This window comes from Arthrobacter sp. TmtSoilC79 (assembly GCF_059739405.1).
Window position 1 is genome coordinate 1241280 of sequence record NZ_AP046051.1, and the last position, 16192, is coordinate 1257471.

The 16192-nt window shown below is 61.3% G+C and carries 13 protein-coding genes; 6 read left to right on the forward strand and 7 right to left on the reverse strand.

From position 1 onward, the window contains the following. Positions 1-65: 65 nt before the first annotated feature. Positions 66-683, reverse strand: coding sequence for a DUF305 domain-containing protein (locus AC6JA3_RS05795; RefSeq protein ID WP_026546381.1), 618 nt, complete (start codon positions 681-683; stop codon positions 66-68). A 692-nt stretch (positions 684-1375) separates the two neighbouring features. Between AC6JA3_RS05795 and AC6JA3_RS05800 the strand changes: the two genes are divergently transcribed. Continuing rightward, positions 1376-1933 carry a dihydrofolate reductase family protein gene (locus AC6JA3_RS05800; protein WP_026539682.1) on the forward strand — a complete coding sequence of 186 codons (558 nt, stop codon included), beginning with the start codon at positions 1376-1378 and terminating at the stop codon, positions 1931-1933. A 50-nt stretch (positions 1934-1983) separates the two neighbouring features. On the opposite strand, the gene AC6JA3_RS05805 is transcribed toward AC6JA3_RS05800, so the two are convergent. The 4 genes from AC6JA3_RS05805 to AC6JA3_RS05820 all read right to left on the reverse strand — a co-directional run bounded on the left by AC6JA3_RS05805 (position 1984) and on the right by AC6JA3_RS05820 (position 5723). Next, a complete protein-coding gene (locus AC6JA3_RS05805; protein ID WP_026539683.1) occupies positions 1984-2400 on the reverse strand; it encodes a hypothetical protein in 417 nt (138 codons plus the stop codon). 220 nt (positions 2401-2620) lie between these two features. Beyond that, positions 2621-3148 (reverse strand): hypothetical protein, encoded by a 528-nt coding sequence (locus AC6JA3_RS05810; protein WP_026546380.1) that lies wholly within the window; start codon positions 3146-3148, stop codon positions 2621-2623. 107 nt (positions 3149-3255) lie between these two features. Then, positions 3256-3786, reverse strand: a complete 531-nt coding sequence (locus AC6JA3_RS05815) for a hypothetical protein (protein ID WP_155854051.1) — start codon at positions 3784-3786, stop codon at positions 3256-3258. A 17-nt stretch (positions 3787-3803) separates the two neighbouring features. Then, positions 3804-5723, reverse strand: coding sequence for a hypothetical protein (locus AC6JA3_RS05820; protein ID WP_497919989.1), 1920 nt, complete (start codon positions 5721-5723; stop codon positions 3804-3806). A 143-nt stretch (positions 5724-5866) separates the two neighbouring features. Here AC6JA3_RS05820 and AC6JA3_RS05825 point away from each other — a divergent pair, with 143 nt between their 5' ends. After that, on the forward strand, positions 5867-6904 hold the full coding sequence (locus AC6JA3_RS05825; protein ID WP_223943516.1) for an LLM class flavin-dependent oxidoreductase: 1038 nt from the start codon (positions 5867-5869) through the stop codon (positions 6902-6904). Here the strand turns inward: AC6JA3_RS05825 and AC6JA3_RS05830 are convergent. Both AC6JA3_RS05830 and AC6JA3_RS05835 read right to left on the reverse strand, forming a co-directional pair. Further along, complete coding sequence (locus AC6JA3_RS05830) at positions 6901-9618, reverse strand: aminotransferase class I/II-fold pyridoxal phosphate-dependent enzyme (RefSeq protein WP_497919990.1); 2718 nt, start codon at positions 9616-9618, stop codon at positions 6901-6903. The genes AC6JA3_RS05825 and AC6JA3_RS05830 overlap by 4 nt on opposite strands. Before the next feature lie 28 nt (positions 9619-9646). Further along, the gene (locus tag AC6JA3_RS05835; protein WP_497920624.1) at positions 9647-11077 is read right to left on the reverse strand and encodes an amino acid permease; all 1431 of its coding nucleotides are present in this window, start codon (positions 11075-11077) and stop codon (positions 9647-9649) included. Between the two features lie 387 nt (positions 11078-11464). Here AC6JA3_RS05835 and AC6JA3_RS05840 point away from each other — a divergent pair, with 387 nt between their 5' ends. The 4 genes from AC6JA3_RS05840 to cobA all read left to right on the forward strand — a co-directional run bounded on the left by AC6JA3_RS05840 (position 11465) and on the right by cobA (position 16185). Next, the gene (locus tag AC6JA3_RS05840; RefSeq protein ID WP_091549823.1) at positions 11465-13081 is read left to right on the forward strand and encodes a PucR family transcriptional regulator; all 1617 of its coding nucleotides are present in this window, start codon (positions 11465-11467) and stop codon (positions 13079-13081) included. Positions 13082-13086: 5 nt separating this feature from the next. Continuing rightward, positions 13087-13998 (forward strand): glutaminase, encoded by a 912-nt coding sequence (locus AC6JA3_RS05845; protein ID WP_026539691.1) that lies wholly within the window; start codon positions 13087-13089, stop codon positions 13996-13998. A 15-nt stretch (positions 13999-14013) separates the two neighbouring features. Beyond that, complete coding sequence (locus AC6JA3_RS05850) at positions 14014-14823, forward strand: DNA alkylation repair protein (RefSeq protein ID WP_497919991.1); 810 nt, start codon at positions 14014-14016, stop codon at positions 14821-14823. Between the two features lie 90 nt (positions 14824-14913). Next, positions 14914-16185: a uroporphyrinogen-III C-methyltransferase gene (gene cobA, locus AC6JA3_RS05855; protein ID WP_497919992.1), complete on the forward strand. Its 1272-nt coding sequence runs from the start codon at positions 14914-14916 to the stop codon at positions 16183-16185. Positions 16186-16192: the final 7 nt, after the last annotated feature.

The following is a 16192-nucleotide window of genomic DNA, read 5'->3' on the forward strand; positions in this document are numbered from 1 at the left end:
GACGGCGCGCAAAGGCTCGACGGCGACCTCCCGCCGTCGAGCCCTTGCGTCACCAGACGGTGAGGTTAGAGTCCGGTCAGCAGATCCCGCATTTCCCGAATCTCTGCTTCCTGCGCCGTGACGATGTCCTTGCCTAGCTGGACAGCCTCCGGGTTCTTGCCCTGGGCTATCTCGGTTTTGGCCATGGTCACAGCACCTTCGTGATGCGCGATCATCTGCGTGAGGAAGAGCTTGGCCGCGTCCACACCCTGGGCATCCCTAAGCTTCTGCAGGTCCGCCTCGCTCAGCATGCCGTCCATGCCGTGGCCGCCATGACCCGAGGATCCCATGACAGGCACGTTCCAGCTGTTCAGCCACCCCGTCATCTTCTCTATTTCGGGTGCCTGCGCGTCTTTGATCTTCACGGCCAAGTTGGTAATCGAGGCCGGGATGTCAGCCTTCGCCAGCATGGCATCGGACATCTCCACCGCTTGGGAGTGATGGGGGATCATCATCTGGGCGAACATGGTGTCTGCGGCGTTGTGCCCGGCGTCGCTGCTGTTCGCCGAGGGGCTGATGGAGGTGCCGGAACTTCCATGGTCCATGCCCGGCATGGAACCGGAGCCGGGGTTGGAAGCGCAACCAGCCAGGGCAAGCAGAGCTGCGAGAGCCGCTCCGGTCACAGTGAAGTGAGTTCTGTTCATGAGTAAAAGTCCTTTGCATTTCGGGCGGCGGTGATAGTCAGCCGCCCGGTAGTCAGCAGATGGTGAATGGATGTGCGGTCCCGGCTGTTACCGGACCATCCAGTGCTCACGTACGGCTGATGCAGAGTTGCCCGGGTGTAGGACCGTGGGGTTGGTAGGACCAGGACGGAAAAATGGTGGGCAGTTCCCACGCTGCAGGGGTGACTTCGCCTGTCGTGCCGGGTGGGGGAGCGCTCAGGGAAGCTGTTGTGAGGGATGGGATGCAACTGGCAGCCTGAGTGCAGGAGCAGGTTCCAAATTCCGTGCCGTGATCGTCGCCAGCCGAGGCGCCGCTCACCTCAAGAGAAGAGCCGTGCGCATGGTGGGACGATGAGGTGCCCACTACAGGTGATGCCGCATGAGTCCCATGCGATCCACCTGCCCCATGGGAACCGCTGATGATGTGCATTCCGAATATGCCTGCAATGACGGCCGTTACCAGAAGTAGAAGCAACGCCCGCCCGAGGAGGGCGGCACGAGGTTGAGGGGACAGCTGCTTGCTCATGATGCTTCACCACCTTCGTCCACTTCCAGTGGTGACAGTATACCCCCATAGGGTATCTGAGGGCGATGCGTTATTGTTGGCGATCCTGGCCCTATGCATTCCTCCGATTTCCGGTGCGCTATTGCGATTCGAGGCCTAGAATCGTCGAATGGGCCTTCTAACGTTCAGCATCAACGTCACGCTTGATGGTTGCGTGGACCATCAGGAGGGCATCGCCGACGACGAGACGCACGCCCACTTCACGCGTCTCCTGGATCAGAGCGGCGCAATGCTCTGGGGCCGGACTACCTACGAAATGATGGAGGTCTACTGGCCCTTGGTTGCCCGCGGCGAAGTAGAAGCGCCGCCAGCCCTACGCGAGTGGGCGATCACCTTGGAGGGAAAACCCAAGTACGTCGTTTCCACAACGCGGAGCGACTTCCCCTGGACGAACAGCCACCGGCTCGTCGGCGAACTGGGTACGGCCGTTCAGGAACTCAAGGACAGGACTCCCAAGGGGGTGCTTGTCGGCAGCGGGAAACTAGCAACAGAGCTGGACCGACTGGGCTTGATCGACGAGTACAAATTCCTCATCCACCCCATGATCACAGGCCACGGACCCACCCTTTACCAAGGCGGACTGCCCAGCACCCGGCGCCTTGAACTGATCTCGGCCGAGCCGCTCAGTAACGGAGCGGTGGCGATGCATTATCGCCGGGCTGTCTGACGAATGTGCAGGCAACATGACAACGCCAAACATCCCCATGAACTCCGGTTCTAGAAATCTCCACCGGGATAGATGCCCTCGGGCAATGTGAAGCACTCAGATCCTGATGCAATACGGATTTCGTTTGGAGACAATCCTTCGGAGACGATGTAACTCTCCCCTGGAGCAGGCGGGTCGATTTGGATTCGATAGTTCTCGTTTATATTTCTATCTACGGACACATTTAAGCCATTCGCACGGTAGTGGGCTTCGATGTCCTTCACGACCAACTCGATTTTGGTTCCTTCAGCTACCGTGACCGTGGTTGAAGCATTCCAGTTGTGCTGCGTCTTGTCGCAGGACAGAAGCACGCCCTTCTTCTTCTGATCAATCGAGATGACAGCATCTTTTGGGATCAGCGCGACGATCTCCAGTTGTATGGCTTGTGTGTGGGCTTTAGCTTCCTGCCAGGTCAGTTCAGATTTCATCGGTTCACCCTGTGTTACAGCAGGCGTTGGCACAGTCGACTGGATTGAACCCGTGTTGGGGTTTCCAGCACAAGCGGCGAGCCCGATCGAACCTGCCACCAGCCACAACGCCATGGCACCGCGACGCGCTCTCATCGAGCCGTACTTCCCAGCATGCACTTGGGCACTTGCCCGTTGTCCACGCTGTACGAGGTGATGAGGTTGTGGTTGTTCATCGGATCTAGAAATCCCCGCCTGGGTAGATGCCCTCGGGCAGTGTGAAGCATGGCGAGCCCGAATCGATCCAAATCTCATTAGGTTTTACGCCTCCACCGACGAGGTAATTCTCCCCAGGAGCAGGTGGATCGATTTGGACCAGTATCATTCCGTCTATATCCGCATCGGCTGACACCTTGAGTCCATTCGCCCGGTAGTGGGCTTCGATGTCCTTCACGATTGAATCGAATTTGGTTCCGTCGGCTACCGTGATGGTCGTGGAGCCCTTCCACTTGTGCTGCGTCTTGTCGCAGGACAGAAGCACGCCCTTCTTCTTTTGATCGATCGAGACAACCGTGTCTTTCGGGATCAGGGCGGCGATCTCCAATTCCATGACTTGGGCTTTGGCCTTCGCTTCCTGCCAGGTCAGTTCGGCTATCAACGGTTCCTCCTGTGTATCACTGGCAGTTGGCACGGTTGACTCCGTCGAACTCGCGCTTGGGTTTCCGGCGCAGCCGGCAAGCCCGATTGAAACGACCAGCATCAACGCCACGGCGCCGCTCCGAATCCTCACCGAATTGCACTTCCCAGCATGCACTTGGGCACGTGCACGTTGTCCTCGCTGTACGAGGCGAGGAGGTTCTGGTTTTTCATGAGGATCTAAAAATTCCCGCCCGGGTAAATACCTTCTGGCAACGTGAAACACTCAGAGCCCGAATCAATGCGGATCTGGTTTGGGGCTAACCCTTCGGCGACAATGTAGTTTTCATCGCTCGTATTGTGAGGGCTTATCTGGACTTCGTATGATCCTCTGATATCAAGCCTGTCCTCGACGACGTATTGTCCACTCTGATAGTGGGTTTTGATTTCTTTCAGGATCGGCTCGATTTTGGTTCCTTCGGTGACCGTGATTGTCGTTGAACCATTCCAGCTGTGTTTGGTTCGGTTGCAGGACAGAAGCATGCCCTTCGTCTTCTGATCGATCGAGATAACGGCGTCTTCAGGGACTTGGGCGGCGATCTCCAGTTCCAGAGCTTGGGTATGAGCTTTGGCATCCTGCCATGTCAGTTCAACTTTCACCGGTTCCTCCTGTGTTTTGGTGGCGCTTGGCACAGTTGACTCTGTCGAACTCGTATTTGGGGTTCCGGCGCAACCCGTAAGCCCCATGAGGCCCGCCAGCAACAACGCCATGGTGCCGCGTCGCCCTATCATCGAGTCACAATTCCAAGCATGTCTTTGAGCGCTTTCTTGTTGTCTTTGCTGTCGGAGGCGATGAGGTTGTGGTTTTCCATGAGGATGTTCCCTTCTTCGACGGTGTTAATCGCCCTAAGTTGGTCGTCGTGGGGGCCGCGGTAATAGTGCTGTTCGAACTCATCCCGATGAATGGGGTTATTTCCATCCCACACCACCCCTCTCTTCGTGATGAGGTTGGGAACTCCCTGACCATGGACGAGCAGATCATAGTAGTACAGGTTCGAGTATTCCGTGGTTGGCTGTGGTTTCCAGTCCGGGAGCATTCCGGCCCCGGCGAGGGATATTACTTTGTCATATCGGGCTCCGGCGACTTCGGAGCTGGTGAGGTTCGCCAGGCCCCAGCTGTGTCCGATGCCGGTTTGTTCGGCACCGTTCAGGTAGGGGTCAGTGCGCATCCCGGTCTCGAAACCTGCCAGTTGCTGCCCCGAGGTGCGTGCGAGTTTCTCATCGTTCGCCTCACCAATTCTCGCCAGGTTGGGGCCGCCGGCGGTGTCCGCCTCTCCGGGGAACCGCCCATCCTTGTAGACGAATGCCACCGTCCCCGGCACGTTGTTATTGAGGTATCTCGAGACCTGCTGTACGCCGCCTGTGTAGAAAATGTTCATTCCGGTGAAGGTTCCTGGAACGTAGGTGATCACGTGCCGTGTGTCGGGGCCCGGGGTGCCGATCATTTCCACGATCCGGGACTGGTCCCGGTCATAGAGGTAAAGCTGAACTTGCCCAGCTTCCACCTGCTTCAGATAGGCGACCTCATTTTCCAGCATTTTTGTTCGGTTCGGGTCGTGGTGTGCTTGCCCGATCCCCGACAATTTCCGGGCTGTTTCCAGGTCTTTCTCCGCCGCGCGGAGCAGGCTTGGCGCGTTCAACTGGTTCGCCCGGACCCTAGCCAGTGCGGGCATCCCGTCCAAAGCGCCGAACATGGCCGGAGCCGCAGCCAGCAGCAGCTCCTGTACCTGCGTGAACCCGGACTCGTTCACTGCAGTGTGGGCTCCCGTTTTCATGCCCGCCCACCAAGCCCCGATTTTCGATGGGTCCATGCCTCGCAGGGTCTGCTGCCATCCGGGTATTGTGGCCAATGCCTTCACGTCAGCCTCGGAGGCAGTGGACAAGTAGCTCAGCAGAGCCACACCCGATAAGGACATCGGCACCGTGGCAAGCACCAGAAGGCCGTTCGATACCGTTACCTGTCCGACGTCTCCGCTGCCACCGGCAGCGCGGAACGTCGAAGCGATGTCGGAAAGCCGGGTCGCGTCCTGATGGTTGTCTTCCAAGAACCGTCGCAGCCCGCCACGGACAGCGTCGAGATCAGAGTGCACCCAGGAGCACTTGTCCTCGAACTCGGACCCAGCTGCACTGACTCTGTCAGCCGCACCCCGGTCTGAGCCGTCCTGGATCCTGAAGGTTGACACTGCGGATTCCAAGGTGTCCGGATCAGCGGAACTCGCCCCAGCAGTGCTTCCACTCGCCCAGACACGCAACCCCTGCCGCACAGTGTTCACGCTCACCACCGGACGGTCAGTCTCCTCCATCGACGGGCGCGGCCCCACATTCACTCCAACACCCCCGCCAGCACGCACCCAGCCGGAGGCAAGCACCCACTCCGTCACGTCATCCAAGCGACGCTGCTCAACCTCCGCGGCGCTCTTCGCATCCTGGACCTGACGGGCAACATCTTCCAACATATGGACCAGCTCCGAACGGGCCGCCCGTTCAGCGGCAACGTTCTCCCGGAAACAGTCAGCGAACACGCCCCGGAATTCCGTAAGGGCAGCCGTCGAGAGCGATTCCCGTCCGCCGAGTTGATCCTGCAAGGTACGCGCTGCGTCTCGACATGCACCGATCAAACGATCGGCAACCCCCGTGTCGAAATTCATTTTACTCCATCAAATAGATAAACCGCCGAGGGCTCCACTATACCTAATGCACTCGACGGATTCTTAATCACTTTCGGAAGACGCTGAGAGGCGGACGAGGGGGTCCGTGGAATTCTCCGGGCCCTCGCGGAGTTGTCCCGAACATGCACAACAAACGGATCGGTTTCCTCTCCTTCGGTCACTGGGCCCGAGTCCCGGGTTCCCTCGTGCCAACGGCCGGCGAGGCCCTCAAACAGGGAATCGAACTGGCGGTAGCTGCCGAGGAACTGGGAATCGACGGAGCGTTCTTCCGGGTGCATCACTTCGCCCGGCAGCAAGCATCGCCCTTTCCACTGCTGAGCGCTATTGCGGCACGGACCAGCCGGATCGAAATGGGCACCGGCGTGATCGACATGAGATACGAAAACAGCCTCTACATGGCCGAGGAAGCAGCAGCCACGGACCTCATCAGTGATGGGCGGCTGCAGCTCGGAGTGAGCCGTGGTTCACCCGAACCCGCACGGAACGGAGCAGCCAACTTCGGCTACGTCCCCGAGGACGGTGAGGACGGTGGCGACATGGCCCGCCGCCACACTGCATTGTTCCGCAAAGCCATCGCCGGGCACGGGGTGGCCGAAGCGGACCCGCATTACGCCGGCGGGGCCACAGGTTTGCTGCCCATCCAACCCCAGTCACCCGGCCTCCCTCAGAGAATCTGGTGGGGCGCCGGAACCCGGAAGACTGCAGTCTGGGCAGCAGAGCAAGGCATGAACCTCATGAGTTCAACCCTCCTCACCGAGGACACCGGTGTTCCTTTCGACGAACTGCAGGCAGAGCAGATCCGGATGTTCCGCGAAGCCTGGGCGGCCGCAGGGCACGACTTTGAACCAAGGATTTCCGTCAGCCGCAGCGTGATTCCGATCGTCGATGAGCAGGACAACCACTACTTCGGTCTGCGTGCCCAAGCGGACAGCCAGGACCAGGTAGGAATTCTCGACGGCGCGTTGTCCCGCTTCGGGAAAAGCTACATCGGCGAGCCGGATCAACTGGCGGACGAACTGGCGAAGGATTCAGCCGTGCAGGCAGCCGATACGGTCTTGCTCACAGTGCCCAACCAGCTTGGCGTCGACTACAACGCCAAGCTGCTGGGCAATGTCGCCAAGCACGTCGCCCCTGCTTTCGGTTGGAGCGACAAAGTCTAGGACGCCACCGCCACCAGCTCGAGAACAGAAGACGAAGCAGGCTCCGCGAACACCCGGTACCCCCGTTCATGATCGAACCCGTGTATTTCACGCGTATCCAAAGCAGCCATGAATTCGAGGGTTTGCCGGGTAATCACCTGCCCCGGGACCAGGATGGGGAACCCGGGCGGATACGGCGTAACGAACCCTGCCGAGACCACTTCCTGTCCTTCGGCCACGGCGGAAGCCACCTCAGCCGCGGACAGGTACACCGTGGAATCGGGCTTGTAACTCTCAAAGTAAGCGGCCCGGATGTCCCCGTCCTCACAGGAATCATCCACACGGAAGCGTGCGGCAAAGGTGCTGAAATCCGGGAGCGGGGGAGTCGGGCGGGAAGCGTCGGAGGCGCCAGGTAGCGTCCGAGCCCGCGCCGAAGGATGCGGGTTCTCAAAGCCTTCAGCGAGTTTCACCAGGACCTCGATCAGGTACGCCACGGAGCTTCGGGACGTGCCGATGTTGGTCATGAACAGCACAGTGTTCCGTGAGGTCTTGTTCACCTGGATGCCGTGATCGTCCATGAGGTAGCTGTGGCGGAAAGTGTCGCCGTCGATCCCTGTTTTGCTGATGTCCAGCGTGAGGCGGCTGGGATCGATGACGAACTCGTCCCGCTGCCAGGCGTCCTCCAGCTCTGCCAGCCCATCCCGCAGCGGCATGCTGGAGCCGGTTTCCCTATAGCGCGGACCGATGAGGTCCCGCGAGGAAAGCACCCGGAAGTACTTCTTCAGCAGGGGATGCCGGGCCACGGCTTGGGCCACGGATACGGCAAGGTCGGATTGCCGTTGCACCAGGCCGAAGCCTTCCAGTTCCACCTGTCGTCTGCCAATGTCCAGGGACGCCAGAATCTGGTAGTTGGGGGAGGTGGACGTGTGGGTCATGTACGCCTCGCGGAAGGACTCCCGGTTGGAGCCGGCGAAGTCCTGGTCATACACGTGGATCATGGAACCCTGCCGCAGCGAGGTCAACGTTTTGTGGGTTGACTGCGTTGCGTAGACCCGGAGGCGTGCCTTGGCAGGATCCGGAATCAGCCTGGTGTTGAGCCAGGCTTCGTCATCAACGGGTTCGCCGGTGACCGGGTCATGAAGGGCGGCGGCCTGTTTCGCATACCGTGCGGCGTAGGCAGGATCGCTGAAGGAAGCTTCCAGGGCGGCTGCTGCCGCCATGCCGGTTCGACGGCGGTACACCGGATGGGAGCGGGCGAAGGCAAACCACGCCTCGTCCCACAGGAAAACCAGATCCGGTTTGATGGCCAGGCATTCCTCCATGACCCTTTCGACGTCGTACACAACGCCGTCAAAGGTGCAGTTGGTGAGGGTCACCATTTTCACCTCGTGAAGCCGGCTTGCCCGCCGGTACTCCAGGAGCCTGCGCTTCAGGCTGGCCAGCGGGACAGCACCATAAAACGCGTACTTGTCCAGGGGATAGGCATCCAGGTACGAAACGCGGGCACCGGCAAGCACAAAGGCGTAGTGGTGCGATTTGTGGCAGTTGCGGTCCACCAGCACAACATCGCCCGGGGCAAGCAGGGACTGGTGCACGATCTTGTTGGCCGTGGATGTGCCGTTGGTGACAAAGTAGGTTCGTTGCGCACCAAAGGCCCGGGCGGCGAGTTCCTGTGCGCGTTTGATGGACCCGTGCGGATCCAGCAAAGAGTCCAGACCGCCCGAGGTGGCGGACGTTTCGGCCAACAGCAGGTTTGTCCCGTAGAAATCGGCCATGTCCCGGATCCACGGTGACGTTCCTACAGACGCACCCCGGGAAATCGGCAAGGCGTGGAAGACGCTGGCCGGGCGGCGGCTGTAGTCCTGCAGCGCCGTGAAGAACGGTGTTTCGTAGCGTTCGGCCACGCCGGACAGCAGTGACAGATGCAGGTCCAGATGATCCTGTCGCCGGAAAATCCGCCGGAACTTCCTGGTGAGGGATCCCGCCAGGGACTCGATGGAAACCCCTGCCACCAAGTAGACGTCCAGTTCCGGCCGCAGCCCGGAAATTGCATCGGCCAGCGCAAGAATCCGTCTGATGGGTCGCGAGTCCTGCAAGTCTGCGGAGGTATGCCGGGCCAGGAACCTCCGGAGGTCGCTGCCCAACAGATGGGAGCTGCGGAGGGAGAAGCCCGGGCGAAGAACAACGGACTGGATATCGGGGTTCAGCATGATGGCCACCAAGGCATCCTCATAGCTGGGAACCACGTTGACCGTGTACGTGAACGCATCCGAAGGGCGGCGCTGCGCAGCCATGGTGTTCTTGAGCGCTTCGGCTTCTTCAGGCTCCATGGTGTCCACCACCAGGACCTCAAAGCGTGGCCGCTCCGCCGGCTCGGACTGGTCGACAACTTCCTCGTCCGGGAGCTCAGCGCGCGGCACCGCAGCTGTTTCCCCGGCAGAGGCGAGCGGAAGGTGATCCAAACCGCCCAGAAGCTGGAGCGCGGCCTGGGGTTCGCCGTCGTCGATTAATTGGCGCAACTGGGCCACGGCGTTGACTCCGGGCTCTGCCCAATACGGTTCCACCGCTGCCAGGAGGGCAAAGGTCCTATCGATCTGGGACAGCAAACCGGACTCCTGGTGTCGGGCCGAGGCGAGCTGCCTGAGGGCGTATCCCAAAAACTCCCAAGCGTCGGCACGGGAACGCCAAGCCCTGCTGGGGGTGCCGATTCTGGGGGACGGGGAAGGGGTGCTCATGTGTTTCACTTTCAAACTGAAAAGGGGTCTAGGACGTCAGGGCAGTGCGAATACGGCCGCGATACGCATACCAGCCGGCTATCAGCAGTGGCGCCAGCACCAGCAGCGACGCGAGCACCCAGCGGCCCGTTTCCGAGAACCCCATGGTGACCAGGACAAAGGCCAGGAATCCGAGCGTGATGTAAGAGGTAAAGGGTGCACCGAACAGCCGGAACGCTGGCCGGGCAACCTTGCCGCTGCGCACCCATCGCTGCAGCTTGATGTGGCACAACATGATGGTGGCCCAGCCGCCGATGATGCCCACCGCCGAGACTTCCAGCACGATTTCAAAGACCTGGGATGGAACGACGGCGTTCAATCCAACGCCCACCAAGGTGATGACCGCTGTCAGCAGGATGCCACCGTAGGGCACTCCGGACTTACTGATCCGCCCTGTGAATTGCGGAGCCGAGCCATTGACCGCCATGGAGCGGAGGATGCGGCCAGTGGAATAGAGGCCTGCGTTGAGGCTGGACAATGCCGCGGTGAGGACCACGAAGTTCATCACGGATGCGGAGATGGCTCCGGCCTGCGGATCACCGAGATGCGAGAAGAAGGTGACAAACGGGGATTCGCCGGCTTTGTAGGACGTGAAGGGAAGCAGGAGCGAGAGCAGCAGGACTGAGCCCACGTAAAAGACCCCGATGCGGATCACCACGGTGTTCACGGCCTTGGGCATCACCTTGTGGGGGTTGGCGGTTTCGCCGGCCGCGGTGCCTACCAGTTCCACAGCTGCGTAGGCAAACACCACGCCGCTGATGGCCAGGAGCGGCGCCACGGAGCCCATGGGGAACATGCCACCGTTCTCAGCGATGACGTTGAAGCCCGGAACGCCAACATCCGTCCGGCCGCCGAAAACAATGAAGCAGACTCCCACCACGAGGAACGTCACCAGGGCCCCCACCTTGATCATGGCGAACCAGAACTCCATCTCGCCAAAGATCTTCACGGACACCAGGTTCAGGGAGAGCACTACTACCAACGCGATCAATGCGATCAGCCATTGCGGGATGTCGTTGATGGGTGCCCAATATTGGCCCCAGAACTTCACGTACAGGGCAACCGCGGTGACATCCACAATGGAGGTCATGGCCCAGTTCAGGAAATAGAGCCAGCCCGCGGTGTAGGCCATTTTCTCACCGTAGAACTCGCGGGCATAGGAAACGAACGAGCCGGAGGTGGGGCGGTACAGCACCAACTCGCCCAGTGCCCGCAGGATCAGGAACGCGAAGAATCCGCAGACGGCATAGACCAGCACCAGCGCAGGTCCGGATCCGTTCAGGCGGCCTCCGGCGCCCATGAAGAGCCCGGTGCCGATCGCACCGCCAATGGCGATCATCTGGATCTGCCGGGGCTTAAGGGTTTTGCGGTAGCCGCTTTCCTCCGGGGCGAAAGCGTTCGACGGCGGACTGGCAGCCAGGTCTGTTGGGGAAGAAAGGGTTTGTGTGGACGCAGGGGTGGGTATCACTTCGGGGGTCTCCTTTGACTCCGTTGCCACCAGAGGTGGCTCAATACTCCACAACGTGGGGCTGGCTGCCTCGCAGTTGTGCCTGAAATTGGCCGCGCTGCAGTCAGTCTTTGTGGTGTGTGGGACAGTCACCAACTCTAGGTCGCCGCCGTCGACAACAAATTGGCTGGCGAACCAAATTCGGGGCCCGGCTCTTGTGCCGGGGGGACAACACTGGTGTTCTGAAGGGCCGGTAATGTTTCTCGCTGTGCGTGCCTGCGCACATGTACCGGCGGCGCCCTCAATGGCGAGGAAGCGTACTGCTGATGGAACTGATGTGGAGAGGAAGCGATAGCTTCGTTGAAAGCCCTGGAAATTGACGACGACGGCGTCGTCACCCTATTGAGCGATGTCCTCGAAGACCTGGGTGTCGGCAACGCCCGGTTGCTGCTGGCCCCGGCAGAGGACAACAGAACCGTTCGCGAAACTGTCATTGTTGATGCTGAAGACGACGACGAGATCCGCCCAGGGGCCCTGGTCATGTTGATCGGCGTTCGCGGGCGTGCGGCGCTCCCTGCGCTCCGCCGCATCATGGCGGGCCGTCCCACAGCAGTTGCTGTCAAGGGCAGTGAACGCGAGTTGGAAGCCGTGGCCGAGTTGCTCCAACCGACCGGCATTGGACTGGTGGCGGTCGCCCCGGGGCTCCGCTGGGATAAGTTCGAGAGCATCGCGCTGGACCGGGTCCGTGAGAACGATGTGCCCGGGGAAACCCCCACGTCAGTCCACCGCGATCTGTTCGCGATCGCCCAAACCACGGCCACACTGACCAATGGCCACGTGGTGATCGAAGATCCGGGCAACAGGGTCCTTGCCTACTCCCCGGCGTCCAATGACGTTGATGAGCTCCGCAGACTGTCCATCCTGGCGCGGCGAGGCCCTGAAAAGTACCAGAAACTCCTCAAGGAATCAGGAGTCTACAAGCACCTCCAAGCTACTGAAGCACCTGTTCACGTAGAGGCCAACCTCGAGGCCGGGCTTCGGGAACGTGTGGCGATCGGCATTCACGCCGGCAGCCGGGTGATGGGGTACATCTGGTTGCAGGAAGGTGCTGAACCCTTGGCGGCCAACACGGATCGCATCATGGTGGGCGCTGCCCGGCACGCGGCCATTGAGCTGGTACGGCACCGCAACGAGCAGTCGCAGTCGATGCGCGAGGACCGGGTCTCCAGCCTGCTCAGCGGCACGGCGCAAGTCCATTCCCAGGCCCAATCCGCGGGCATCGATCCCGCCAAGCCAGCGGCGTTGGTGCTGATCTCCGCAGGAGGGCTGAGCCAAAGCGCGGCCGGTCTCCAGCTGCGCAGGGGGGAACTGTCCAAAGTGGCATCGATCCACGCCGCTGCATACCGGCCCGGCGCGGTGGTAGGAGCCCTTGGCATGGAAACGGCCATCATCCTCCCGGACGTGGACCCGCAAAAGTCCCTGCCCGCCATCAACCGGCTGGTCAACACGATTGTTCGTGATGCCACCACGCACCTTCACTTCCAGGTGCAGGCAGCAGTGGGTCCCATCGTTCCGCGCTTGGACGCACTGCATGCCACCCTTGACCACGTTCGCAGCGTCCTCAAAGTCATGGAAGCAACGCCGGACGTCCGTGTGGCCTCTTACAGCGACGTGGAAACAACAGTCCTGACCAGGGAACTGCTGGAGTTGCTCGAATCCCGGACCACCCTGCGTCATGCGGGAATCACCCGGCTATGCGGCCGCTATCCGGAATTCGCCCTGACCCTCCTCACTTACCTGGAGTTCTTCGGAGACGTGAACCGGTGCGCCGAGGAATTGGCGGTCCACCGCAACACTGTTCATTACAGGCTCCGCCGCGCCTGCGAAGTGGCTGGGCTGGATCTGCAATCAGCGGATGAACGCTTACTGGCACACCTCCAGATCAGGCTCTGGACTTATGCAGGGACCAAGGGCTAGGAACCATGGATATCCAGAATCTCCTCGACGACATCGTCGGGGCCGTGCAGCCGCATGTCGGCCAAGGCAACGTCGCTGACTACATCCCCCAACTGGGAGCCGTGGACGCCCAACAATTCGGCATATCCGTCGCCACCCGTGAGGGCGAGGTGTATTCAGCTGGAGACGCCCACGTGGACTTTTCCATCCAAAGCATCTCCAAGGTCTTTGCGCTCGCCTTGGTACTGGCATTCGACGGGGACAGTATTTGGAAGCGGGTGTTCCGGGAGCCTTCCGGCAACCCCTTCAACTCGCTGGTCCAGTTGGAGAGCGAAGACGGCATTCCCCGGAACCCCTTCATCAACGCCGGTGCAATCGTGGTGACGGACCGCCTCCTGAGCCTGACCGGAAACGCAGCGTACGCCGTGCGGGATCTGATGCGTCAGGAAACCACCAAGGACAGCATCGACACCGATCAGCAGGTGGCCGGCTCCGAACTGGCCAACAGCCACCGCAACGCTTCCTTGGCTCACTTCCTGGCAAGCTGCGGCAACCTGGAAAACCCGGTGGAGGACGTCCTGGATTCCTATGCAAAGCAATGCGCGCTCGCCATGACCTGTGAAGACCTTGCACTCGCAACCCGGTTCCTTGCCTCCAACGGCTTGGGCGCAGACGGGACGCTGTTGCTCTCTCCGGCGCAGACCAAGAGAATCAACGCGGTCATGCTCACGTGCGGGACGTATGACGCCGCTGGCGAATTCGCATATCGGGTGGGACTTCCGGGCAAGAGCGGCGTGGGCGGCGGAATCGTGGCCGTGGTCCCGAACAAGTGCTCCATCAGCGTGTGGAGCCCTGGGCTGGGACGATCCGGGAATTCCGTGGCCGGGGTCGCAGCGCTGGACGAATTCACCACCCGTACCGGCTGGTCGGTGTTTTAGGCGCATGATGGAGGCATGACCCCCAAGGACGGAAGAGGGCCCAAGGGCGGGAAGGCCCCCAACGACCGCAAGCCTGCCGCGCCGGCGCCGGGAACCGAGCCCACCGCCGTCGCGTTCTTGGAGCGCCTGAAAATCCGCCAGTCGGATGTCGAGCAAGCCAAATACCGGCGCTATTTCAAGACCGGCAAGGGCGACTATGCCGAGGGCGACTTCTTCATGGGCGTCCGCATGGGCGAGGTTTTCACGCTGGCCAAGGAGTTCGCGGCCATGTCCCTGGAAGATATCGAGATGCTCCTGGAGCAAGACATCCACGAGGCCAGGGCCGGTGCCGTGAAGATCATGGCTCTTCAGGCGCAAAAAAAGAAAACCACGGAAGAACGGCGTCGGGAGCTTTACGGGTTGTACCTGGGGAGGCACGATCGCATCAACAATTGGGATCTGGTGGACCTCGGCGCGGGGAACGTGGTGGGCGGATGGCTGCTGAATAAGCCGCGCGACCCGCTCTACAGCCTGGCCCGGTCGCAGAACATGTGGGAGCGCAGGACGGCCATTGTTGCCACCTCGGCGTTCATCCGTGAAGGCCAGTTGGATGACACGTTCGCGATCGCCGCCCTCCTGCTCGGAGACAAAGAAGACCTCATCCACAAAGCCGTGGGCGGGTGGGTCCGCGATGCCGGACGCAGCAGCCGCGAACGTTTGCTGGCCTTCCTGGACGAGCACGCGGCAACCATGCCCCGCACGGCTCTTCGTTACGCGATCGAGCACTTGGGCAAGGAGCAGCGGAGCTACTACCTGACGCTTAAAGACAGGGTTTCTTCCGGCTAAGCATGGAATTATGTGACGTTGGATTACCCAGCGTTACCGGGTGTTTCCGAGTCTTTGAAGCATGTTACGGGGCCGCCCTACAGTTTTTTCATGGCAATACAGGACATTTACCCCACCGCGCTGCGGCTGCTCGGCCGCCCCGTGCTGGTGGTCGGCGGCGGCCCCGTTGCGTCGCGCCGCGCCAAAGGACTGCTCGACGCCGGTGCGAAAGTCACCGTGGTCGCTCCCGTTGCCACCGAAACACTTCGCGGGCTCGCCGCTTCCGGCCTCCTTACCTGGGAGCAGCGCGAGTACCGCCAAACCGACGTCGACGGCGTCTGGTTCGTTCAGACTGCTACTGGCACTCCCGCCGTGGACACCCAGGTCGCAGCCGACGCCGAGGCGCAGCGTATCTGGTGCGTCAACGCCTCGGACCATGAAGCATCGGCCGCGTGGACACCCGCGGTTGCCGTGGTGGACGACGTCAAGATCGCCATCAACGCCGGGGGAGACCCACGCCGTGCCATGGCCCTTCGGAACGCAGTTGCCACGGCCCTCGAAACCGGGGACCTTCCGCTGCGCCGGCACCGAAAGCCGGGAACGCCCGGCTCCGTCGGCTCGGTTTCTTTGGTGGGCGGCGGGCCCGGCGACTCGGGGCTCATCACCGTCCGCGGCCGTCGCCTGCTGGGCCAGGCCGACGTCGTGGTTGCCGACCGTCTTGGCCCACGGGAGCTGCTCAAGGAACTGGCGCCCGACGTCCGCGTGATCGAGGTCGGCAAGACCCCCGGGCACCACCCCGTGCCCCAGCTTGAGATCAACAGGATTCTCGTAGAGGAAGCCCTCCAGGGCAACCGGGTGGTCCGCCTCAAAGGCGGCGACCCCTACGTCCTGGGACGCGGTGGCGAGGAAGCAGAATTCTGCCGGCAGAACGGCGTCGAGGTTGAAGTGGTCTCCGGGGTGACGTCGGCAATTTCCGTTCCCGCTGCCGCAGGAATCCCGGTGACGCATCGCGGCCTGGCCAAGGGCTTCAGCGTGGTGACCGGCCACGAAGAGCTCTCCGAGGTCCCCGCACGCCCGGATCACACTGTGGTGTTGCTCATGGGAGTGGCCCAATTGCGTGATTCCGCGGCTGAACTGGCAGGCTCGGGTCTGCCTTTGGACACACCAGTAGGTATCGTAGAGAACGGGTATTTGCCGGACCAGCGCGTCACCATCGGCACTCTGGGGACCATCGCGGACCAGGCGGAAGCCGTCGGCGTGGCCAACCCGGCGGTCATCGTGATCGGCGATGTTGTCCGTGTCAGCCCCTTTGCACCGCAGCACTTCAAGACCGCTGACTACAGCACTATTACCCCCAACCGTCCCCGCGTCCGCAGTAACTGAGAAGAAG